General features: G+C 63.5%; 19 protein-coding genes and 1 riboswitch. Of the genes, 18 read left to right on the forward strand and 1 reads right to left on the reverse strand.

Going from position 1 to position 23099, the window contains the following annotated elements:
- The 16 genes from rsmH (at window position 1) to lpxC (ending at window position 18423) form a co-directional block, all read left to right on the forward strand.
- Entirely contained in the window at window positions 1-930 is a 930-nt protein-coding gene (gene rsmH / locus EK373_RS08455; protein ID WP_129642248.1) for a 16S rRNA (cytosine(1402)-N(4))-methyltransferase RsmH, read from the forward strand.
- Window positions 927-1193 (forward strand): cell division protein FtsL, encoded by a 267-nt coding sequence (ftsL, locus tag EK373_RS08460; protein WP_129642249.1) that lies wholly within the window; start codon window positions 927-929, stop codon window positions 1191-1193. The genes rsmH and ftsL overlap by 4 nt, the downstream gene beginning before the upstream one ends.
- A complete protein-coding gene (locus EK373_RS08465; protein ID WP_129642250.1) occupies window positions 1190-2917 on the forward strand; it encodes a peptidoglycan D,D-transpeptidase FtsI family protein in 1728 nt (575 codons plus the stop codon). Before ftsL ends, EK373_RS08465 begins: the two co-directional genes overlap by 4 nt.
- A complete protein-coding gene (locus EK373_RS08470; RefSeq protein WP_232831047.1) occupies window positions 2914-4485 on the forward strand; it encodes a UDP-N-acetylmuramoyl-L-alanyl-D-glutamate--2,6-diaminopimelate ligase in 1572 nt (523 codons plus the stop codon). The genes EK373_RS08465 and EK373_RS08470 overlap by 4 nt, the downstream gene beginning before the upstream one ends.
- A complete protein-coding gene (locus EK373_RS08475; RefSeq protein ID WP_129642251.1) occupies window positions 4482-5864 on the forward strand; it encodes a UDP-N-acetylmuramoyl-tripeptide--D-alanyl-D-alanine ligase in 1383 nt (460 codons plus the stop codon). The genes EK373_RS08470 and EK373_RS08475 overlap by 4 nt, the downstream gene beginning before the upstream one ends.
- A gap of 16 nt (window positions 5865-5880) precedes the next feature.
- Window positions 5881-6963 carry a phospho-N-acetylmuramoyl-pentapeptide-transferase gene (mraY, locus tag EK373_RS08480; protein WP_129642252.1) on the forward strand — a complete coding sequence of 361 codons (1083 nt, stop codon included), beginning with the start codon at window positions 5881-5883 and terminating at the stop codon, window positions 6961-6963.
- A 4-nt stretch (window positions 6964-6967) separates the two neighbouring features.
- Window positions 6968-8305 (forward strand): UDP-N-acetylmuramoyl-L-alanine--D-glutamate ligase, encoded by a 1338-nt coding sequence (gene murD, locus EK373_RS08485; protein WP_129642253.1) that lies wholly within the window; start codon window positions 6968-6970, stop codon window positions 8303-8305.
- Complete coding sequence (ftsW, locus tag EK373_RS08490) at window positions 8302-9504, forward strand: putative lipid II flippase FtsW (RefSeq protein WP_129642254.1); 1203 nt, start codon at window positions 8302-8304, stop codon at window positions 9502-9504. Before murD ends, ftsW begins: the two co-directional genes overlap by 4 nt.
- A complete protein-coding gene (murG, locus tag EK373_RS08495; protein ID WP_129642255.1) occupies window positions 9501-10589 on the forward strand; it encodes an undecaprenyldiphospho-muramoylpentapeptide beta-N-acetylglucosaminyltransferase in 1089 nt (362 codons plus the stop codon). The genes ftsW and murG overlap by 4 nt, the downstream gene beginning before the upstream one ends.
- Complete coding sequence (murC, locus tag EK373_RS08500) at window positions 10586-12016, forward strand: UDP-N-acetylmuramate--L-alanine ligase (protein ID WP_198683155.1); 1431 nt, start codon at window positions 10586-10588, stop codon at window positions 12014-12016. Before murG ends, murC begins: the two co-directional genes overlap by 4 nt.
- Window positions 12013-12915: a UDP-N-acetylmuramate dehydrogenase gene (gene murB, locus EK373_RS08505; protein WP_232831048.1), complete on the forward strand. Its 903-nt coding sequence runs from the start codon at window positions 12013-12015 to the stop codon at window positions 12913-12915. Before murC ends, murB begins: the two co-directional genes overlap by 4 nt.
- Complete coding sequence (locus tag EK373_RS08510) at window positions 12908-13906, forward strand: D-alanine--D-alanine ligase (protein WP_129642256.1); 999 nt, start codon at window positions 12908-12910, stop codon at window positions 13904-13906. The genes murB and EK373_RS08510 overlap by 8 nt, the downstream gene beginning before the upstream one ends.
- A complete protein-coding gene (locus tag EK373_RS08515) occupies window positions 13903-14724 on the forward strand; it encodes a cell division protein FtsQ/DivIB (RefSeq protein ID WP_129642257.1) in 822 nt (273 codons plus the stop codon). Before EK373_RS08510 ends, EK373_RS08515 begins: the two co-directional genes overlap by 4 nt.
- Window positions 14717-15952 carry a cell division protein FtsA gene (gene ftsA, locus EK373_RS08520; RefSeq protein ID WP_129642258.1) on the forward strand — a complete coding sequence of 412 codons (1236 nt, stop codon included), beginning with the start codon at window positions 14717-14719 and terminating at the stop codon, window positions 15950-15952. Before EK373_RS08515 ends, ftsA begins: the two co-directional genes overlap by 8 nt.
- Window positions 15953-16088: 136 nt before the next feature.
- Window positions 16089-17273: a cell division protein FtsZ gene (gene ftsZ, locus EK373_RS08525; RefSeq protein ID WP_129642259.1), complete on the forward strand. Its 1185-nt coding sequence runs from the start codon at window positions 16089-16091 to the stop codon at window positions 17271-17273.
- Between the two features lie 232 nt (window positions 17274-17505).
- Window positions 17506-18423: a UDP-3-O-acyl-N-acetylglucosamine deacetylase gene (gene lpxC / locus EK373_RS08530; RefSeq protein WP_129642260.1), complete on the forward strand. Its 918-nt coding sequence runs from the start codon at window positions 17506-17508 to the stop codon at window positions 18421-18423.
- A gap of 45 nt (window positions 18424-18468) precedes the next feature.
- Here lpxC and EK373_RS08535 read toward each other — a convergent pair whose 3' ends face one another.
- Window positions 18469-18789: a DciA family protein gene (locus tag EK373_RS08535; RefSeq protein ID WP_129642261.1), complete on the reverse strand. Its 321-nt coding sequence runs from the start codon at window positions 18787-18789 to the stop codon at window positions 18469-18471.
- A 67-nt stretch (window positions 18790-18856) separates the two neighbouring features.
- A riboswitch (cyclic di-GMP riboswitch) is annotated at window positions 18857-18961 on the forward strand.
- A 239-nt stretch (window positions 18962-19200) separates the two neighbouring features.
- Between EK373_RS08535 and EK373_RS08540 the strand changes: the two genes are divergently transcribed.
- Both EK373_RS08540 and secA read left to right on the forward strand, forming a co-directional pair.
- The gene (locus tag EK373_RS08540) at window positions 19201-20121 is read left to right on the forward strand and encodes a M23 family metallopeptidase (protein ID WP_129642262.1); all 921 of its coding nucleotides are present in this window, start codon (window positions 19201-19203) and stop codon (window positions 20119-20121) included.
- A gap of 211 nt (window positions 20122-20332) precedes the next feature.
- Window positions 20333-23083 (forward strand): preprotein translocase subunit SecA, encoded by a 2751-nt coding sequence (secA, locus tag EK373_RS08545; protein WP_129642263.1) that lies wholly within the window; start codon window positions 20333-20335, stop codon window positions 23081-23083.
- Window positions 23084-23099: the final 16 nt, after the last annotated feature.

Consider the following 23099-nt stretch of genomic DNA (forward strand, 5'->3'; position numbering starts at 1 on the left):
ATGTTGTCGCACACGCCGGTGCTTCTGCAGGAAGTGCTGGCCGCGCTCGATATTCGCGAGGGCGGCCGCTATCTCGACGCCACGTTCGGTCGCGGCGGCCACAGCGCCGCGATTCTGGAGCGAGTCGGGCCGCAGGGAGCGCTGATCGCATTCGATCGGGACCCGGCGGCGATCGCGGCCGGGCGCGAACGCTTCGCCAACGATGGGCGGATGACTTTGGTGAGCAGTGCGTTTTCGCGGTTGGGCTCGGTAGTCACGCAGATGGGGCTGGAAGGCGCCATCGACGGCGTGCTGCTCGATCTGGGCGTGTCGTCGCCACAGCTGGACGACGCCGCGCGAGGTTTCAGCTTCACGCAGGACGGGCCGCTCGACATGCGCATGGATGTTTCATCCGGCATGACCGCCGCGGAGTTCGTTGCGAAGGCGCCGGAGCACGAGATCGCTCGCGTCATTCGAGATTTTGGTGAGGAAAAGTTTGCGAAGCGCATTGCGCACGCCATCGTGAATGCGCGGCGTGAGGCGCCGATCGTCACTACGTTGCAGCTCGCGCAAATCGTTTCGCAGGCGAACCCCAAGTGGGAGCCGGGCAAACATCCGGCGACGCGTACGTTTCAGGCCATTCGTATTCAAGTGAACCACGAGTTCGAGGAAATCCGCGCCGCGTTGGCCGGCAGCCTCATTGCACTGGCGCCGCACGGGCGGTTGTGCGCCATCAGTTTTCATTCGCTCGAAGACAACATCGTCAAACGTTTCATGCAGGAACAGTCGCAGGAAGATCCCGTGTACGCCGGCTTGCCCGACGTGCCTGCGCACGCCCGTCCGAAACTGCGCCGCATCGGCAAGCCGATTCACCCGAGCGAAGCGGAAGTCGCCGCCAATCCGCGCGCCCGCAGCGCGGTGCTGCGAGTGGCGGAAAGGGTGGCTGCATGAGCGCTCGCATTGCCATGCCAGTGTTGGGAGTGGCGCTGTTGGGCGCCGCGATTGCCGTCGTGTGGAGCAAGCACGAGCAGCGCAGCTTGTTCATCGAGCTGCAGCGTCTGCACGCGGAGCGCGACCGGCTCGAAATCGAATGGGGCCAGCTGAAGCTGGAGCAGAGCGCCTTTGCGACGCACGGCCGAGTGGAACAGACCGCTCGCGTCAATTTGCAGATGGTCGTGCCGCGGCCCGATGAAGTGCGGATCGTGAAGCCATGATCCGTCGCGACGAAACCAAGAACTTTTCTCCCGAGCAGTACCGAGGTCGCCTGCGATTCGTGCTCGGCACGCTGGTGCTGATCGCGACCGGCCTGCTCGCGCGCGCGGTGGATTTGCAGGTACTCGATGAAGGGTTCCTGGAAGGTCAGGGCGACGCTCGTTACACCCGCATCGCCAAACTGACCGCGAATCGTGGCGGCATCTACGACCGCAACGGCGAACCATTGGCTGCCAGCATGCCGGTGGATACTGTGTGGGCCAATCCGCCCGAAGTGATGAAGGCCGCGGATCAGATCCCGAGCCTGGCCGAAGCACTGAATCGCGACAAGCGATGGCTGACGCAGCTCATCACCAGCAACCTGGATCGCGAGTTCGTTTATCTGGTGCGCCACATGCGCCCGAGCGATGCCGCGAAGGTCAAGGAACTGAAGATTCCCGGCGTGTACCTGCAGCGCGAATACCAGCGCTTCTACCCGGCCGGCGAAGTCACGGGCCATCTGCTCGGCTTCACCAAGAAGTATGACGACATCGGCCAGGAAGGACTGGAGCTGGCGTACGACCGTTGGCTCGGCGCGGAAGCCGGTGCCAAGCGCGTCATTCAGGATCGTCTCGGCCGCACGGTGGAAGACGTGGAGAGCATCCGCGCGCCGCATCCGGGTGGCGATCTCATTACCAGCATCGATCTGCGCATCCAGTACCTGGCCTATCGCGAACTGAAGGCAGCGGTTCAGGAATACGGCGCCAAGGCCGGCACGGTCATCGTGCTCGATATCGAGACCGGCGAAGTGCTGGCCATGGTCAATCAGCCGGCTTACAACCCGAACGATCGGGATCAGGTCGCGGCTTCGCGTTATCGCAACCGCGCTGCCACCGACATCTTCGAGCCCGGGTCGAGCATCAAGCCATTCATCGCCGCTGCCGGGGTCACGAGCGGGCGCTATCACGGCAACACCATCATCGACACTTCGCCGGGTTTCGTGCAGGTGGGCATCAAACGAATTCCAGACAAGCACAACCTGGGTCCAATCACGCTGGCGACGGTGCTGGCGAAATCGAGCAACGTCGGCATGACCAAGATGGCGATGAGCCTGCCGCCCAAGTCCATGTACGACACGCTGACCGCGTTCGGCTTCGGAGAGGTCACCGGCAGCGGCTTTCCGGGAGAGTCGGCCGGTTTGCTCAATGAATACTCGCACTGGCGCAAGATCGGCCAGGCGACCATCTCTTATGGATATGGTTTGTCAGTCACGCCGCTGCAGCTGGTGCGCGCCTACGCGACACTCGGCGCATATGGCGTAAAGCGGCCGGTGACGTTGCGCAAAGTCGAAGAGCCCGTGCCGGGCGAGCAAGTCATCGATCCGCGCGCCGCCAAAGAATTGCTGGAGATGATGGAGTCGGTGGTCTCGATGGAAGGCACCGGCAAGCGTGCCTCGCTGATCGGCTATCGAGTTGCCGGCAAGACCGGCACTGCATGGACCGCCGATGCCGGCGCGTATTCCAGCGAACGCTACAAATCATCGTTCGGTGGCGTGGTGCCGGCGAGCCATCCGCGTCTTGCTGCGCTGGTCGTGATCGATGAGCCGACCGGCGATCGAAAGAACGGCGGCGACGTCGCCGCGCCCGTGTTCGCCAATGTGATGGCGGGCGCGTTGCGCTTGATGGGTGTACCTCCCGACGGTCTCGACCGAGTGCCTGCCACGACGCTGGTACAGGCCAATCCATGAGGACAGCCGCTGCAAAGATCACCATGAACAGCCGGGCCGACAACGTGCGTACCAAGAATCTGCGGGAGCTGCTCGCGGACAGCGGCGTGTCGTCCGTTGATTTCGTGCCGCCGGATCTGGAGATCACCGATCTCACACTCGACAGCCGCGCGGTGGCGCCGGGCGCCGCGTTCGTTGCGCTTCCCGGAACGCGTACTCATGGCATCGGCTTCGCGGCGCAGGCTGTGAACGCCGGTGCTGCCGCCATTCTGTGGGAGCCGGTCGAAGGCGTGATTCCGCCGCGTCTGCCCGAGGACGTGCCGCTGATCGGCATTCCCAGGCTCACGGCCTGGCTGGGCGCGATTGCGGATTGGTTCTTCGACGCCCCGTCGGCGAGCGTGCGTGTCATTGGTGTCACGGGCACCAATGGAAAAACGACTACGGCGCACGTGATCGCCGCCGCCTTGCAACAGTTGAATATGACTTCCGCCTACGCCGGCACGCTGGGCTATGGCCGCGTCGGCGCCTTGCACTCGGGCTCGTTGACGACGCCGGATTGCATCACGGTTCATCGGCAGATCGCTGAACTCCGCGACGAAGGCGTGCGTTGCCTCGGCATGGAAGTTTCCTCGCATGCGCTCGAACAGCATCGCGTCAACGGCGTGCGGTTCGACACTGCGGTCTTCACCAACCTCACTCGCGATCATCTCGACTATCACGGCACGCTCGAAGCGTACGGCGAAGCCAAGGCGCATCTGTTCCGCTGGCCATCGCTGCGATATTCCATCGTCAACGTGGACGATGCGTTCGGTCGTGAGATCGCGACTCGAGTGGCGCACACCTGCCTGGTCGTGCTCAGTCGCGCCGGCCAGATCCAGCTGGATCCGCGTTGGCGCAGCGAGAAGGGCGAAGTGAAGCAATTGTTTGCTCGCCGCGTGACCGCCGCCCCGAACGGCCTCGATATCGAGTTCGACGGCAGCTGGGGCGCGGCGACACTGCGTTCGCGCTTCGTCGGCGACTTCAACGTCGAGAACCTGCTGACCGTGCTGGCGACCTTGCTGACCAGCGGCGTATCCGTGCAGGACGCGATTGGTGCGCTCGAGAAGTGCGGTCCGCCGCCGGGCCGCATGGAAACGATCACGGCGCCGAATCGGCCGCTCGCCATCGTCGACTACGCGCACACGCCGGACGCGTTGGAGAAAGCATTGCTGGCCGTGCGCAAGCATCGCACCGGCAAGTTGGTTTGTGTGTTCGGTTGCGGCGGCGACCGTGACGCGGGCAAGCGTCCCTTGATGGGCGCGATCGCCGAGCGTCTCGCCGATCGCATCATCATCACCGACGACAATCCGCGCACCGAGAACGGTGATGCGATCGTCGCCGACATCCTTAAAGGGTTGACTCGTCCCGAAGCCGCGACCGTCGAACGTGACCGCGCGGCTGCCATCCATCGCGCGATTGCCGAGAGTGCGGCGGCCGACGTGGTGCTGATCGCCGGCAAGGGGCACGAGGACTATCAGATCGTGGGAGCCGAGCGACGTTCGTTCAGCGACCACGAGCAGGCGCTGAATGCGCTTGGGAGGCAGTCATGATTGCCTGGAAACCGAGTGAGATCGTGAAGTGTGCGCAGGGCCAGCTGGTCGGCGCCGATCGTGCGTTCACGAGCGTCTCCACCGACACGCGCACCATCAAGCCGGGCGCGTTGTTCGTCGCGCTGAGCGGGCCGTCGTTCGATGGTCATGATTTCGTCGCGACCGCGGCTCAGAACGGGGCGGCCGCCGCGTTGGTGGCGAAGCAGTTGCCCGTGGACGTTCCACAGATCGTCGTCGCCGACCCATTGGCGGCGTTGTCCGCGTTCGCGCGTGAGTGGCGACGTCAGTTCCCGATTCCCGTGGTCGGCGTGACGGGCAGCAACGGCAAGACGACGACCAAGGAGTTGATCGGCTCCATTCTGTCGCAGCGTGGCCCGACGCTCGTGACCCGGGGCAACTTGAACAATCACATCGGCGTGCCGCTGACGCTGCTCGAGCTGACCAAGGAGCATCGCTTCGCGGTCATCGAGATGGGCGCGAATCACGTCGGTGAGATCGCCCATCTCGCCTCGCTTGCCGAGCCGACGGTCGGCATCGTGACCAATGCGGGCGCCGCGCACCTCGAAGGGTTCGGCAGCCTGGACGGCGTCGCGACCGGCAAGGGCGAAATGTTTCAGGCGCTGCCGTTCGAAGGCGTCGCGGTCATCAATGCCGACGACAAATATGCGTGGCAGTGGCGCGATGCGAGCGCGGCCGATCGCATCCTGACGTTTGGCTTCGAACAGCCCGCCGATTTCATGGCGCACAAGGTCCGCGAGGTGAACTCGCCGTCCGGCTTCCGTATCGACTTCGATCTGGTGACGCCGGATGGCACGCTCGCTGCGACAGTCCCGCTCGCCGGTCTGCACAACCTGCGCAACGCGCTGGGCGCGGCCGCAGCTGCATGCGCAGCCGGTACGCCGGCCGAGCAGATCGTCAAAGGTCTGGCGGCGATGAAGACGGTCGCGGGCCGGCTCGAATTGAAGCCTGCCATCAACGGCGCGTTCATCGTCGACGATTCCTATAACGCCAACCCCAGCTCGCTCAAAGCGGGTCTCGATGCGATGAAGAGCTTTGCCGGGACGCGCTGGCTGGTGTTGGGGGAAATGAAAGAGCTGGGCAATGCGAGCAACGAACTGCACGCCGAAGTCGGTCGCTATGCGCGGCAGGCGGGTATCGAGCGGCTGCTCGCCATCGGCGAGGGCTCGCGCTTCTCGGTGGAGGCGTTCGGTCGCGGCGGCCAATGGTTCGCCGACATCGATGCGTTGATTCGCGATGCCAAGGCGTCGCTGACCAGCGGGGTCGCGGTACTTATTAAAGGGTCGCGAGCGAATCGGTTGGAGCGCGTGTCGGCGGCACTGTCCGCGACGCCGCCTGGCAACATCAACGGCCATCATTAAGAGCACAACTACTTAAATGCTGCTGTACCTCACCAAACAGCTCGCACTCCTGGAAGGCGCGTTTCGCGTTTTCCAGTACCTGACGCTGCGCGCGATTCTGGCCGCGCTGACGGCGCTGGTGATCTCGTTCCTGATCGGCCCGTGGATGATCAACAAGCTGCAGGTGAACCAGATCGGCCAGCGCGTGCGCGACGAGGGTCCGAAGACCCATTTGCCGAAGGCCGGCACGCCGACCATGGGCGGCCTGCTGATTCTGGTCGCGATCACGTTCAGCACGCTGCTGTGGGCCGATCTGAGCAACCGCTTCGTGTGGGTCACGCTGCTGGTGACGCTGGCGTTCGGCCTGATCGGCTTCTGGGACGACTATCTGAAGCTGGTGGTCGGCAACAGCCGCGGCCTGATCGCGAGATACAAATATTTCTGGCAGTCGGTCGCGGGCCTGAGCTGCGCGATCGCCCTGTACATGACGGCCAAGTCGCCGGCCGAGACGGCGTTGTATGTGCCGCTGTTCAAGCAGGTCGTGATTCCGCTCGGCGTCTGGTACGTCGCGCTCGCTTACTTCGTCGTGGTCGGCACCAGCAACGCGGTGAATCTCACCGACGGCCTGGACGGTCTGGCCATCATGCCGGCGGTTCTGGTGGGTGGAGCATTGGGGGTGTTCGCCTATGCGACAGGCAATGCAGTGTTCTCGGGCTATCTCGGCATTCCTTTCATCGAGGGCACCGGTGAAATACTGGTGTTCTGCGCGACGCTGGTCGGCGCAGGTCTCGGCTTTCTCTGGTTCAACACCTATCCCGCGCAAGTGTTCATGGGCGACATTGGCGCCCTCGCGCTCGGTGCGGCACTAGGCATCGTCGCCGTCATCGTGCGCCAGGAGATCGTCCTGTTCGTGATGGGCGGCGTGTTCGTGATGGAAACGGTATCGGTGATGCTGCAGGTGGCCTCGTTCAAGCTCACCGGCAAGCGCATCTTCCGCATGGCGCCGATCCATCACCACTTCGAGCTCAAGGGCTGGGCCGAGCCCAAGGTCATCGTGCGCTTCTGGATCATCTCCGTGATCCTGGTGCTCATCGGTCTTGCGACGTTGAAGGTGCGCTAACGCCATGACGCAGCAGCAGCGCGGACGTTCGATCGTCGTCGGCTTGGGCCGGACGGGGTTGTCGTGCGCGCGTTATTTGCAGTCTCGCGGCTTGAGCTTCGCTGTCACTGACAGTCGCGCGGCGCCGCCTGAGTCTTTGGCGCTGAAGACACTCGCGCCGGCAGCGGAAGTGCGTTTCGGAGGCTTCGATGAAGCGTTGCTCGACGGCGCGTCGCAGATCGTGGCGTCGCCGGGCGTGTCGCTGAAAGAGCCTTTCTTGATGAGTGCCGCCGTGCGTGGCATTCCGATCGTCGGCGACATCGAGTTGTTCGTGCGCGAGGCCAAGGCGCCGATCGCGGCGATCACGGGCACGAATGGCAAGAGCACGGTCACGACGCTCGTCGGCCTCATGGCGAACGCTGCGGGTCGGCGCGCCATCACCGGCGGCAACCTCGGCCGGCCGGCCTTGGAGTTGCTCGACGATCCCGTGCCCGAGTTGTACGTCCTGGAGCTGTCGAGCTTCCAACTGGAGACGACGCTGTCGCTGCGAGCCGCGGCTGCCGCTGTGTTGAACGTGACGCCAGATCACATGGATCGTTACGCGACGATCGAAGAATACGCCGCCGCGAAAGAACGCATCTTCCAACGCGCTCAGGCCGCCATCGTGAACATGGACGACATCGCAGTCCGCTCCATGCGCTACCAGTCGTCGCGCGTGTTCGGCTTCAGCCTGCGTGCCGATGGGGCAGCGGATTACTACGTGCATCACCAAGGCGATGACGTGGTGCTCATGCACGGCCGCGAGCGAATGATCGCGATGTCGGAGCTGAAGATTCGCGGCCTGCACAACGCGGCCAATGCATTGGCGTCGATCGCCATGTGCGATGCGCTCAACTTGTCGCGTCCCGCTTGTCTGCAGGCGCTGCGTGACTTCGCTGGACTGCCGCACCGTTCGCAGTGGGTTGCCGACGTGAAAGGGGTGCGCTTCGTCGATGACTCGAAGGGCACGAACGTCGGCGCAACGCTCGCGGCGGTGGCGGGCATGCCAGGTTCGTTGGTGTTGATCGCCGGCGGTCAGGGCAAAGGTCAGGACTTCGAGCCGCTCGCTCAGGCGTTTCGCGGCAAAGTCCGGCACGTCGTGCTCCTCGGTCAAGATGCCAGGTTGCTAGACGCGGCCTTACGAGGTGTAGCGAGCACCGAGTTCGCGAAAGATATGAATGAGGCCGTGCAGTCCGCTGCGAATGCGGCGCGTCCGGGCGAGACGGTATTGCTGTCGCCCGCGTGCGCGAGCCTCGACATGTTCCGGGACTACGGTCATCGCGGCGATGTGTTCGCCGCTGCGGTGAAGGGGTTGCAGGCATGAGCGCTGTACCTCTGGCATTCGCGCGCAACAACGGGCGTCCGCGACGTTTCGCGTTCGATCCGGTGCTGTTGCTGACCATCGGCGGCATCTTGCTGCTCGGGCTGGTGATGATGACGTCCGCGTCCATCAGCATCGCCGACAAGCAACTGCAGGACCCGCTCTATTTTTTGGAGCGTCAGCTCTATGGCGTGGGCTTCGGCGTGCTCGGCGCGATGATCATGATGTCCATTCCCACGGCCGTTTGGGAAAAGCTGGCCATGCCGCTGCTGCTGGTCGGCTTCATTTTCCTGTTGGCAGTGCTGATCCCCGGCCTGGGTCACGAAGTGAACGGCAGCCGCCGCTGGCTGCGTGCCGGGGTCATGAACTTCCAGGCGTCCGAGCTGGCTCGCGTGCTACTACTTATATATCTGTGCAGCTACGTCGTGCGGCGGCAGGGCGAGTTGAAGGAAGAACTGAAGGGATTCCTCAAGCCGCTGGGCGTGCTCATGGGCGCTTCGGCTCTGCTGCTTATGGAACCCGACTTCGGTGCGGCGACCGTGCTGATGGCTACCGGCCTTGGCGTGCTGTTCCTCGCCGGCGTGAAGCTGCGTCACTTCCTTGCGCTCGTCGCGATCGCCGCCGCGGGCATGGCGGTGATTGCGGTGACCTCGGCCTATCGATTGAAGCGTCTGACCGCGTTCATGGATCCGTGGGCCGATCCATTCAACTCCGGTTTCCAGCTGACCCAGTCGCTGATCGCCATCGGTCGCGGCGAGTTGTTCGGCGTCGGCCTCGGCTCCAGCGTGCAGAAACTTTTCTACCTGCCCGAAGCGCACACCGACTTCGTGTTCGCCGTGCTCGCGGAGGAGTTGGGTCTGGCAGGCGTGATCGTCACGTTGGGCCTGTTCGTGCTGCTGGTGTGGCGCAGCTTTTATATCTCGCGCATCGCGTCCGAGGCCGGGCTGGCGTTCCAGGCGTACTGCGCGGCGGCGTTCGGCATCTGGCTGGCGTTGCAGACCTTCATCAACGTCGGCGTGAACATGGGCATCCTGCCGACCAAGGGATTGACCCTGCCGCTCATGTCTTACGGCGGCTCGAGCGTCATGGTGACGCTCGGCTGGCTGGGTTTCCTCATGCGCATTCATCACGAGGCACAGACGTCGGGTCGCCTCGCCGTGTCGCGTCCTGCTCGCCGTGCGCGAGAGGAGAGTGACGAATGAAGCGCACGGTGCTGATCATGGCCGGCGGAACAGGCGGGCACGTGTTTCCGGCGCTCGCTGCTGCTCGCGTCTTGCGTGAACGCGGTTTCGAGCCCGTGTGGCTGGGAACGAGAAAGGGTTTGGAAGCAAAGCTGGTCCCGCCTGCGCAGATCGAGATCGAGTGGATCTCGATGAGCGGTCTGCGTGGCAAGGGCGCGGCGACGTTGTTGCTCGCGCCATTCAAGGTGGTGCAGTCGATCTGGCAAAGCCTGCAAGTCATTCGCAGGCGCAACCCCGTTGTGGTGCTCGGCTGCGGCGGCTTCGTGGCGGGCCCGGGTGGCGTGGCTGCATGGCTGACGCGTCGGCCGCTGGTCATTCACGAGCAGAACGCCGTCGCGGGCATGACGAATCGTATGCTGGCGAAGCTCGCGGGTCGCGTGCTCGAAGCTTTTCCAAAGAGTTTTCCCTCCGGCATGCGTGCCGAGCAGGTGGGCAACCCGGTGCGACGTGAGATCGCCGCGATCGCTCCGCCCGAGCAGCGCTTTGACGGTCGTACAGGGCCGATTCGTTTGCTCATCATCGGCGGCAGCCAGGGCGCGATGAAGCTCAACGCAACGGTGCCGGCGGCGCTCGCGACCGTCGATGTTACGTCTCGTCCCGTTGTAATTCACCAGGCCGGCGAGCGTCACTTGCCGGTCGTGCGCGAGACTTATGAGAAGCACGGCGTGCAGGCTGACGTTCGTGCCTTCATCACTGACATGGCCGAAGCGTATAGCTGGGCCGACGTGGTGGTGTGTCGTTCCGGCGCGATGACGGTGTCGGAGTTGGCGGCGGCAGGATTGCCGGCCATCTTCGTGCCGTTCGCCGCTGCCGTCGACGATCATCAAACGCTCAACGCGAAGTTTCTGGTCGATGCCCAGGCGGGCGTCTCGATCGCCGAGCGCGATCTCACGCCGGAACGGCTCGCGCAGGAGCTCAACAAAATACTGAGCGGCGGACGTGAGCAACTGAAAGCGATGGCCATGCGCGCCCGCTCGGTTGCGATCACGGATGCTGACGTGCGTCTCGCGGACGCATGCGTGGCCGCTGCAGGAGGTGCCGCATGAAAGATCGCATGCGCCGCATTCACAACATCCATTTCGTAGGCATCGGCGGCAGCGGCATGGGCGGCATCGCTGAAGTGCTGCTGAACCTGGGCTATCAAGTCCAAGGCAGCGACCTGAAGCCGAACGGCGTCACGCAGCGGCTGGCGAAGCTCGGCGCGCAGATCAAGATCGGCCACGCGGCGGAGAACGTCGGCAAGGCGGACGTGCTCGTCGTCTCGACCGCCGTGCAAGCGGACAACCCCGAGGTCATCGAAGCGAAGTCGCGTCGCCTGCCCATCGTGCAGCGTGCGGTGATGTTGGGCGAGCTGATGCGCTTCCGTTATTCCGTCGCGGTTGCCGGCACGCACGGCAAAACCACGACGACGAGTATGGTCGCGTCGATTCTCGCCGAGGGCGGCCTGGATCCGACCTTCGTCATTGGCGGCCGCTTGAAGAGCGCCGACAGCAACGCGCGCCTGGGCGCCGGCAAATATCTCGTGGCCGAAGCCGACGAGAGCGACGCGTCGTTCATGCACCTGCAGCCGATGATTTCGATCGTCACCAACGTGGACAACGATCATCTCGGCACGCACGAAGGCGACTTCGAGCGGTTGAAGCAGAGCTTCGTCGATTTCCTGCACAACTTGCCGTTCTATGGCCTGGCTGTGGTGTGCGCGGACGATCCGGTCGCGAAGAGCTTGTTGCCGCGGATCAATCGTCCGTTCGTGACTTATGGCATCGACAGTCCAGAGGCCGACCTGCGCGCTGTGAACATCCAGCGAGAGGGCGTGCAGACGCGCTTCGACGTGGAGCGTCGCGGCTCGTCGCAGAAGCTGTCGGTGCAGTTGAACCTGCCGGGACGACACAACGTGCTCAACTCGCTGGCGGCGATCGCTGTCGCGAAGGAGCTGGAAGTGAACGATGCGGCGATCCAGTCCGCGCTCGCGTCGTTCCATGGCGTCGATCGTCGCTTGCAGCAGTACGGCGATGTGGAGACGTCGGCGGGCAAGGTCACGATCATCGATGACTACGGTCATCACCCGACCGAGCTTGCGGCGACGCTCGAAGCAATCCGCCAGGGGTGGCCGAATCGTCGCATCCTGCTGGCGTTCCAGCCGCATCGTTACACCCGTACGCGCGATCTGCTCGATGACTTCGCTCGTGTGCTGGCCGCAAACGCCGACGCGCTCATCGTCACTGAAGTTTATGCGGCCGGTGAACCGCCGATCGCGGGGGCCGACGGCAAGGCGATCTGTCGTGCCGTGCGTTCGCACGGCCGGGTCGAGCCCGTGTTCGTCGACAAGATCGAAGAACTGCCGCGCGCGTTGATCCAAATCGCTCGCGATGGCGACGTGATCGTGACCATGGGCGCCGGCACCATCGGCAGCCTGGCGCCAGAACTGCCGGCTGCGCTGACCTCTTTGTCGGCCGAGCGGAGGCAACCGTGAACGCGTTGTCGCTGCCGCCTGATTTTGAAGGACGCGTCCAACGCGACGAGCCGATGTCGAAGCACACGTCGTGGCACGTGGGCGGGCCGGCGGATCTGTTCTTTTCGCCCCTCGACGCGACCGACGTGTCCGGCTTCTTGCAAGGGCTGGAGCCCGGCACGCCGGTGATGTGGATCGGCCTGGGCAGCAACTTGCTGGTTCGCGACGGCGGCGTGCGTGGTGCAGTGATCGAGACGCACGGCATCTTCGATGAGCTGGAGCGCCGTAGCGACAACGACGTTTGGTGTGGCAGCGGCGTCGCCTGCGCGAAGCTCGCCAAACAGTGCATCAAGTGGGGCTTGGGGCCAGCGGAATTCTTCGCGGGCATTCCCGGCACCCTGGGCGGTGCATTGGCGATGAATGCGGGCGCGTTCGGCGGCGAAACGTGGAAGCACGTCGTGTCGGTCGCGACCATCGATCGCAACGGCGTGCGTCATGAGCGCCCGGCATCCGACTACAACGTTGGCTATCGCCACGTCGAAGGTCCGAAAGACGAATGGTTTCTCGGCGCGCTACTACGCTTCGAGCTACGCCCTGGTGTGAGCAACGACGACATTCGTCAGTTGCTCGCCAAGCGCAAGGCGACGCAGCCGATTCAGGAGTGGTCGTGCGGCTCGGTGTTTACAAATCCGCCGGGCAATCACGCCGCGCGACTGATCGAGGCGTGCGGACTGAAAGGTTTTCGCATCGGCGGCGCACGAGTGTCGGAGATGCACGCGAACTTCATCGTCAACGACGGCACGGCGAGTGCTGCCGATATCGAGCAGTTGATTCGTCACGTGCAACAGACGGTGGAACAAAAACACGGTGTGCGACTCAACACTGAGGTGCGCATCGTCGGCGAGGTGAGTCATGGCTGAAGCAAACAAGCCAAAATCCAATAGTCTCGCGCCGAGGCGCGTCAGCAACGCGCGTGACTTCGGTCGCGTCGCCGTGCTGATGGGCGGCACGTCGAGCGAGCGTGAAGTGTCGCTGGATAGCGGCAGCAATTGTCTGGATGCGCTGAAGCGCCAGGGCGTCGACGCTTATAAGGTCGATGGCATCGCCGCGCTCGTCGATGAGCTGGTGAACAAGCGCTGCGATCGCGTGTTCAACATCCTGCACGGTCATGCGGGCGGCGGTGAGGACGGCGTCCTGCAAGGCTTGCTCGACGCGTTCGCCATTCCGTACACCGGTTCGGATGTCTTGGGCTCGGCGCTGTCGATGGACAAGATTCGCACCAAGCAGGTGTGGCTGTCTCTCGGTCTGCCGACGCCGCGTTATGCACGCCTGTCTCGCAACAGCGATGTGGCGGCGGCCGCGCGCGATCTTGGCCTGCCGGTGATCGTGAAGCCGGCGTGCGAGGGCTCGAGCGTCGGCGTGACTCGCGTGTTCAAAGAAGCGGATCTCAAGCAGGCGGTCGATCTCGCCGCCCGCTATCAAGGCGAGATGCTGATGGAGCAGTTGATCGTCGGCGATGAGCTGACGGTTGCTGTGCTCGGCGACACGGCGTTGCCGAGCATTCGCATCGTGCCGGCGGGCGAGTACTACGACTATCACGCCAAGTACAAAGCCGAGGACACGCAGTACATCTGCCCGGGTCTGCAAGGCGCAGCCGAAGACGAGATTCGTGCGCTCGCGCTCGAAGCGTTCCGCACCGCTGGCTGTTACGGCTGGGGCCGCGTCGACGTAATGCGCGACCGCGCCAGCGGCAAGTTCTACTTATTAGAAGTGAACACGGCGCCGGGCATGACCAGCCATTCGCTCGTGCCGAAGTCGGCGAAGCAGTTCGGCATCGAGTTCGATGAGCTGGTGTGGCGCGTGCTGGAAACCAGTCTGCCGCACGCCGGTCAAGGAGCGCTCCGCTCATGATGGGCACGCGCAAGCGCAATCGTCGCAAGGCCGCGGGCGAGCAGCTCGATCTGCTCGGCCGGCTGCAACCGTTGGTCGCATCGTTGACCAATGGTGGCTTGCGTCCTGCGCTGGGCGTGCTCGCGCTGGTGCTCGGTATCGGCGTGATGGTGTGGGGCCTCGTGGTCTCGTTCGATCGGCCGATTGGCAAGGTGGAAGTGGGCGGGCAATTTCAGCGCGTCACGCCGCTGCAGGTCGAAGAAGTCGTCGCACAGTTTCGCGGTTCGGGTTTTCTTTCCGTCGACCTGGCTGCGTTGCGCACGTCGCTGGAAACGATTCCTTGGGTGGATCGCGCCCGCGTTGAACGCAAGTGGCCCAACGGTGTGCGCGTGTTCATCACCGAGCATGTCGCGGCGGCACGTTGGGGCGAGTCGGGGCTGATGAATACGCGAGGCGAATTGTTTCTGAAAGAGGCGCGGCACATTCCACAAGAGTTGCCGCAGCTCATCGGCCCGTCGGGCACCGAAGCTCAGGTCGCGAAGCTCTATCTCGAGTCATACCCACGTCTGTTGGGCGTGGGAATGCGCCTGAGCAAAGTCGAGCTGGACGCGCGCGGCGCGTGGCAGTTGACGCTCGGCAATGGCGTGATGGTCCGTCTCGGTCGGCAGGACGTGCCGGCCCGCTTGGAAAGATTCATCGCTGTGGCGAGCCCCGTGGTGGCGGCCCGAGCAGCGGAAGTTAGTTACGTAGATCTGCGTTACAGCAACGGCTTTTCTGTGGGTTGGAACGCTCCAGCCCGAGTCGCGCGCGACGCCGAGGAACCTCGCTCTGATGGCTAGGAAGAATGACCGAAATCTGATTGTCGGCCTCGATATCGGCACCTCCAAGGTGGTCGCCATCGTGGGCGAGGTCAATCACGAAGGTCGTATCGAAGTGGTGGGCCTGGGCTCGCATCCTTCGCGCGGCCTGAAGCGTGGCGTCGTCGTGAACATCGAGTCGACGGTGCAGTCGATTCAGCGCGCGGTGGAAGAAGCCGAGCTGATGGCCGGCTGCGAGATTCATTCGGTGTACGCCGGCATCGCCGGCAGTCACGTACGCAGCCTGAACTCGCACGGCATCGTCGCGATCCGGAACAAAGAAGTGACGTCCGAAGACGTCGATCGCGTGATCGACGCGGCGCGCGCCGTCGCGATCCCGGCCGACCAGAAGATCCTGCACATCCTGCCGCAGGAGTTCTTGATCGACAGCCAGGAAGGCATCCGCGAGCCCATCGGCATGTCGGGCGTGCGACTGGAAGCGAAAGTTCACATCGTCACCGGTGCGGACAGCGCGGCACAGAACATCGTGAAGTGCGTGCAGCGGTGCGGCTTGCAGGTCGAGGACGTGGTGCTCGAGCAGCTGGCGTCGAGCTACTCGGTGCTGGCCGACGACGAAAAGGAACTGGGCGTGTGCCTGGTGGACATCGGCGGCGGCACGACCGACCTCGCGGTGTTCTCGGGCGGCGCGATTCGTCATACCGCCGTCATACCGATCGCCGGCGACCAGGTGACGAACGACATCGCGGTGAGCTTGCGCACGCCGACGCATCACGCCGAAGAGATCAAGATGAAGTTCGCCTGCGCGCTGTCGCAGCTGGCGAACTCGGACGAGACCATTGAAGTGCCGAGCGTGGGCGATCGTCCGCCGCGCCGGCTGGCGAGACAAACCCTCGCCGAAGTGGTCGAGCCCCGTTACGAGGAATTGTTTGCTTTGGTGCGCGAAGAGTTGCGCCGGTCCGGCTTCGAGGAAGTGATCGCCGCGGGCGTCGTGCTCACCGGCGGCAGCGCGAAGATGGAAGGCGCGGTCGAGCTCGCCGAAGAGGTGTTTCACATGCCGGTGCGCCTCGGCGTACCGCAACACATCACCGGACTGGTCGATGTGGTGAGCAATCCGATTCATTCGACCGGCGTCGGCCTGTTGCTGTATGGCCGGGAGAATTATCTGCGCGGACGCCGCGAGTCGCCGCTGGGCGGCAACGTGCGCGGTACGTTCGATCGCATGAAAGCCTGGTTTCAAGGAAATTTTTGATGATCGAGACGAGATGCCATGGACAAGGCCAAAAGAAGGGGATCGTTGGGGAAGATGGGGCGTGCGGCGGGCCTCTGAACCGGCCGTACGTCGAGTTGCAATTTGATTTGTCTCGCTGACATTGAGGGGACTAACGATGTTTGTACTTGCTGATACAGAAAACCAAGGCGCCGTCATCAAAGTGATTGGCGTCGGCGGCGGCGGCGGAAACGCGGTCGCTCACATGATCCAGGCCGGAATCGAAGGCGTGGATTTCATTTGCATCAACACCGACGCGCAGGCGTTGAAACATTCCAAGGTGAAAGTCGGTCTGCAGATCGGCTGCAACATCACCAAGGGACTCGGTGCGGGCGCCGATCCGGAAGTAGGCCGCCAGGCCGCGATGGAAGATCGTGACCGCATCATCGAAATGATCGAAGGCTCGGACATGCTGTTCATCACCGCCGGCATGGGCGGCGGCACCGGCACGGGCGCGGCTCCGGTCGTGGCGCAGGTCGCGAAGGAGCTGGGCATCCTGACGGTTGCCGTCGTTACCAGGCCGTTCGAGATGGAAGGCCGGAAACGTCACGGCTCCGCCGAGCGCGGCATTGCCGAGTTGAGCAAACACGTCGACTCGCTCATCACCATCCCGAACCAGAAACTGCTCACGGTGCTGGGTGGCGATGTAACGCTGCTCGACGCGTTCAAGTCGGCGAACCAGGTGCTGCAAGGCGCGGTGCAGGGCATCGCCGAGCTGATTACCCGTCCCGGCATGATCAACGTCGACTTCGCCGACGTGCGTACCGTGATGGCCGAGACCGGCATGGCGATGATGGGCACCGGCATCGCTCGCGGTGAGCATCGCGCGCGTGAAGCTGCCGAAGCCGCTGTTTCCAGCCCGCTGCTGGAAGATGTGAATCTGCAGGGCGCTCATGGCCTGCTGATCAACGTCACCGCCGGCATGGACCTGCGCACCAGCGAGTTCAGCATCGTCGGCGACACGGTGAAGCAGTACGCCTCCGAGGATGCCAACGTGGTCGTCGGCTGCGTGATCGATCCGGAAATGACCGAACAGATTCGCGTGACTGTCGTCGCGACCGGCATCGGCCGTCCTGGGACTCAGATGCAGGCGCCGCAGCAGGATACGCGTCGCATGACCGCCATCGCAGGCGGCCGTCGTGGCAGCGTGCCGACGCTGGACGACCTGCACGTGCCGACCTACATCCGCAACCAGCGCGACCCGCATGCGGGTCAGACTCGTCGCGCGGTGGGCGATGGTCTGACGGCTGAGGACACGTCGATGCTGGATATTCCGGCGTTTTTGCGCCGGCAGGCGGATTGAGGCGGAATCCACTGGTGAACCGCGCTTGCTGAAGAGCGGCGGGCCGGGGCGGCGATCTCTATGGGCTGCATAGGGAACATGCATGGTGCCCCAGGAACTTCGCTGTACGCTGGCAAGTCGATTCATCAGGACGCGGGAAGTCCCTTTTCGATGTAAGCAAAAGTAACGGCAAGTCAGAGGCTTGCCGTTCACTTGCTGGCAGTGTTAGGGTCTGCGCCGCTTGGAAATCCGCATGCTCAGACAACGCACCCTCAAGAACACCATCCGCGCGACCGGCGTCGGCCTCCACTCCGGGAAAAAAGTGCTGATGGTGCTGCGACCGGCGCCGGTAGACACCGGCGTTGTGTTCCGTCGCACCGATCTGAATGAGCCGGTGGACGTGCGCGCGTATGCCGAAAACGTCGGCGATACCATGCTCGGCACGTCCCTGTTCAATGGCGAGGTCCGGGTCAACACGGTCGAGCACCTGTTGTCGGCATTTGCCGGTCTGGGGCTGGACAACGCCTATGTGGACCTGTCTGCCGAAGAAGTCCCGATCATGGACGGCAGCGCCGGTCCGTTCGTGTTCCTGCTGCAATCGGCGGGCATCGAAGAACAGCCCGCCCCGAAACGTTTCGTCCGCATCCTCACGCCACTGGAAGTGCGCGATGGCGACAAGTGGGCGCGCTTCGAGCCGTACCACGGTTTCAAGGTCAACATGGAGATCGAGTTCAATCACCCGGTCTTCAAAAAGCGCTCGCAGACCGCGTCGATGGACTTCTCCACGACGTCTTATTTGAAAGAGATCAGCCGCGCACGCACGTTTGGCTTCATGCGCGACCTGGAATACATGCGCTCCAAGAACCTGGCGCTCGGCGGCACGCTCGATAACGCCATCGTGTTGGATGAGTACCGGGTGTTGAACGAAGACGGCCTGCGCTACGAGGACGAGTTCGTCAAACACAAGATCCTCGACGCCATCGGCGATCTGTACCTGCTCGGCAAGAGCCTGATCGGCGAATTCAGCGGCCACAAATCCGGCCACGCGTTGAACAATCAGCTGGTCCGCAAGCTGATCAACACGCCGAACGCGTGGGAGCCGGTGACCTTCGACAACATCAAGGACAGTCCGATTTCATATGTCCCCGCCGCCGCGATGGTGAGCGCGTAACAAGCGAGCAGTTCGGCCGTTCAGCGCAGAAATCTGCCGTAGATCTCAAGTCGGGCCGGGCGCCTTCCTGCCGACGCGAACTTTCACTTTTGTGACTGGCTTCTCACCCGGGTTAGGGGTGGCGCGATTTAACACTTCCAGCAATTGCGCCTGGGCATAACGAATCTGCGGGCACCAGGCCGCCGAGTCCGCCAGCACCACCAGCGTATCGCCGCGGCAACTCGCTGACACCACATGATCTTTTTCCGGGCCGGTGAGCGCCGCGCGAATCTTCTCTGTGAGCTCGACGTGCTCTGCGACGCGCTGCTCGAGTTGCGCGAATAACGGGCCAACTGTCTCGCCCAGCGGTTTGAAACGATCAGTCATTCGCTGAAAGCACTGTTCTGGGCGCCAGGCGCTTGATCTTTGTACGCGTCGTTATGCATATTCCGGCCACTGTTAAGGGCAAACCCGTCGAAAGGCGGGGACGCAAAGCCACCGGTCTACGGCAGCAGGCACGCAGCGAAGCGGGCCGCGCCACGATAGCGGGGTTGCCAGGATGTACAACACGAACATTCGGTTCTACGTCCACCGCAGTTCTGCTCGAGCCGTAGCTTGGCAAAAGTCACGCCTTTTGACAGGCGTGTCGAAAGGGCCTTGGCCGCTTTCGATGAGAGAAGTAGTCCGGCTCGTATCGCCGCTGGAAACCCCATGGTTCCAGCCGGGTGTGAACGTATTGTCGTGCCGCCAGTGGCAAGCTGGCCGTTTAGGGCGCGAAAGAGAGAAGGTAGTGATCAAATGAACGTCATCGTGTTCTCGAAGCGCTTCGGCAAGGCTCGCCAATTCGAGCTTGGCCGTCCGTTGGCGATGACGGTGACGATTTCCTCGGTGGTGTTGGTGCTTGCGGGCGTGCTGTTCGCCGGCATCCAACTCGGCCGCGGCGGCCTGGTCCTCGACCCCACCGCGCAGGTCACGGAGTGGGGCGGCAAGCTCGAGCAACAGCGGCTCGACATCGCCAATGCCCGGCGCGACCTGCAAGAACGCCTCGATGCGCTGACCAGCCGGGTCGGCCAGATGAATGCCCATGTGATCCGCCTCGACGCCCTCGGCCGCCGGCTCACCGAAATGGCCAATCTCGACAAGGGCGAATTCAATTTTGATAGCGAGCCCGCCGTCGGCGGTCCCGAAGGCCTGGTGGAAAGCGCCACCGTCGCCGCCCCCGAGCTGACCGCCATGCTCGATGACCTGACCCACCAGATTCGCGATCGCGAGCGCCAGCTGAGCGTGCTGGAGAGCATGATCTCCACGCGCAATTTGAGCCGCCAGGTGGTCCCGGACGGCCGGCCGGTGTTGCAGGGCTGGATTTCCTCGCACTTCGGCTATCGTGCCGATCCGTTCACCGGTCGCAACGCTTATCACCGCGGCATCGACTTCGCCGGCCCGGCCGGCTCGCAGGTCGTCGCAGTCGCCTCCGGCGTGGTCACCTATTCCAAGGACCGCTTCGGCTACGGCCGAACAGTGGAAATCAATCACGGCAACGGCTATGTCACCCGCTATGCGCACAACCAGAAGGCGCTGGTGCAGGTCGGGGACACCGTGCAGAAAGGCCAGGCCATCGCGCTGATCGGCTCGACCGGCCGCTCCACCGGCCCGCACCTGCATTTCGAGGTGCTCAAGCAGGGCCGTGCCGTGGATCCGATGACATTTGTCCGGCGGTAGTTGACGGTTGGTTGAGGAGGCGCCGCCCTCCGGTCAACCCCCCAACTGCAACCCCAAAGCACTTGTTTTCGGGGCCGCCGCCCCCAGCCTCCCGACGCTCGTCCGTTCAGTTGCACGACCTTAATTAGAGTCGCCGGGCGCGCGTGTACAATAACGGGCTTTTCCCAATAGGCTTTGCGGGCCCTGAAGGCCCCTTCCCCGGAGTTTCAGCGTGGCGAATTGGCTGACCCAGCTGTTTGGCAGTCGCAATCAGCGGCTTTTGAGCGGCTATTCCAAGATCGTCGGCAAGACCAACGCCCTGGAAGAATCCTTCCGGGCGCTGTCTGACGAGCAGTTGCAGGCCAAGACGGCGGAGTTCCGCCAGTTGCTTGCCGAGGGCAAGACGCTGGACGACATCGCGCCCCAAGCCTTTGCGGCCACGCGAGAAGCGGCGCGCCGCGTGCTCGGCATGCGCCACTTCGATGTGCAGATCATCGGCGGCACGGTGCTGCACCAGGGCAAGATCGCCGAAATGCGCACCGGCGAAGGCAAGACGCTGATGGCCACCCTGGGCGCCTACCTCAATGCGTTGCCCGCCAAGGGCGTGCACGTGGTCACGGTCAACGAATACCTGGCCTCGCGCGACGCCGATTGGATGGGCCGGGTCTATCGCTTCCTCGGCCTCACTGTCGGTGTGATCAGGAGCGGCCAGAGCTCGGACGAGAAGCGCGCGGCTTACGCCTGCGATATCACCTACGGCACCAATAACGAATTCGGTTTCGACTACCTGCGCGACAACCTCGCGTTCCGTCTCGAGGACCGCGTGCAGCGTGGCCTCGCGTACGCCATCGTCGACGAAGTGGACTCCATCCTCATCGACGAAGCCCGCACGCCGCTGATCATCTCCGGCCCCGCCGAAGAGAGCACCGAGCTCTATCTGCGCATCAACGAGCTGGCGCCGAAGCTCAAGCGCCAGGAAAGCGAAGAAGGCGAGGGCGACTACTGGGCGGACGAGAAGTCCCGCCAGGTGCACCTGTCCGACGTCGGTCACGAGCATGCCGAGCAGCTGATCGCCGAAGCTGGCTTGTTACAGCCGGGCGAGAGCCTGTACGACGCGGCCAACATCCGCATCATGCATCACTTGAATGCGGCGCTCCGCGCGCACTCGCTGTATCACCGCGACGTCGAATACATCGTTCGCAATGGCGAAGTGATCATCGTCGATGAGTTCACCGGCCGCACCATGCCGGGCCGCCGCTGGTCGGACGGTCTGCACCAGGCTATCGAGGCAAAAGAGCGCGTGCGGGTTCGCGAAGAGAACCAGACGGTCGCATCGATCACGTTCCAGAACTACTTCCGCATGTATTCGAAGCTGGCCGGCATGACCGGCACGGCCGACACCGAAGCGTTCGAATTCCAGTCCATCTACGGCCTGGAAGTGGTGGTCATCCCCACCAACAAGCCGATGATCCGCAAGGATCACCCCGACTTCGTGTACCTCACGCAGAAGGACAAGTTCGAAGCCATCATCGAGGACATCCGCGATTGCGTGGCGCGCGGCCAGCCGGCGCTGGTCGGCACGACGTCCATCGAGACTTCCGAGCTGCTCTCGACGCTGCTGGAGAAAGAAAACATTCCGCACCAGGTGCTGAACGCCAAACAGCACGAGCGTGAAGCCATGATCGTCGCGCAGGCCGGCCGCCCCGGTTCCGTGACTATCGCTACCAACATGGCCGGCCGCGGTACCGACATCGTGCTCGGCGGCAACCTGGAAGTCGAATTGCAGGGCATGGGCGAGGTCGATGAAGCGACCAAGGCCCGCGTGCGCGAGGAGTGGAAGCAGCGTCACGAGGCGGTGCTGGCCGCCGGTGGTTTGCACATCGTCGGCACCGAACGTCACGAGTCACGCCGTATCGACAATCAGCTGCGCGGTCGGTCCGGCCGTCAGGGCGACGCCGGCTCGAGCCGTTTCTATCTTTCGCTCGAAGACAACCTGATGCGCATCTTCGGCGATCCCGAGCGCGTCAAGCGCTGGCTGCAGACCGCCGGCATGAAGGAAGGCGAAGTGATCGAGAGCCGCATGCTCTCGAAGCAGATCGAGCGCGCCCAGCGCAAGGTCGAGGCGCACAACTTCGACGCTCGTAAGAACCTGCTCGAATACGACGACGTTGCCAACGATCAGCGCAAGGTGATCTACGCGCAGCGCACCGACCTGATGGCCGCCGAAGAGGTGGGCGACGCCATCGCCGGCATTCGCCACGAAGTGGTCAATGCGTTGATGGATCGTTTCGTGACGCCCGGCAGCCTGGAAGAGCAGTGGGACCTCGAGGGCTTGAAACAGGCGGTCGATAAGGACTTCGCGGTCAGCATCGATCCCAAGGCCTGGCTGGAAGCGGATACCAACCTGGTCGAGGAAGGACTGCGCAAGCGCGTCCACGAGATCATCGACAAGGCCTACGAGGACAAGGTGGAGATGTACGGCGCGCCGGTCGTGCGTCACATCGAGAAGGCCATCATGCTGCAGCAGTTGGATTCGCACTGGCGCGAACACCTCGCTGCGATGGATTACCTCCGCCAGGGCATTCACCTGCGCAGCTACGCGCAGAAGAATCCCAAACAGGAATACAAGCGCGAAGCCTTCGAGCTGTTCACCGCGATGCTCGATCGCATCAAGCACGACACCGTCTCGATGCTCTCCCGCATGCAATTGCGCACGCAGGCCGACGTCGAACGCGAAGAGCGCGAAGAAGCCGAGCGCCAGGCTCGCCTCGCCCGCGCCTTGCAGTTCCAGCACGCCGCTCCCGAACAGCTCACGTCCCCAGCCGGCCCTGCCGAAGAGCCGCAGCCGATGGCCGCTGCTTCGGGAGAGCCCGTCGCGCAGTTCGTGCGTGAGACCAAGAAGGTTGGACGGAACGAGCTGTGCCCTTGCGGCTCCGGGAAGAAGTTCAAGCATTGTCATGGAGCGCTGGCGGGACAAGGCTAGCAGCACTCTCCAGGCA

Source organism: Peristeroidobacter agariperforans (assembly GCF_004138335.1).
Lineage (GTDB): Bacteria > Pseudomonadota > Gammaproteobacteria > Steroidobacterales > Steroidobacteraceae > Steroidobacter > Steroidobacter agariperforans.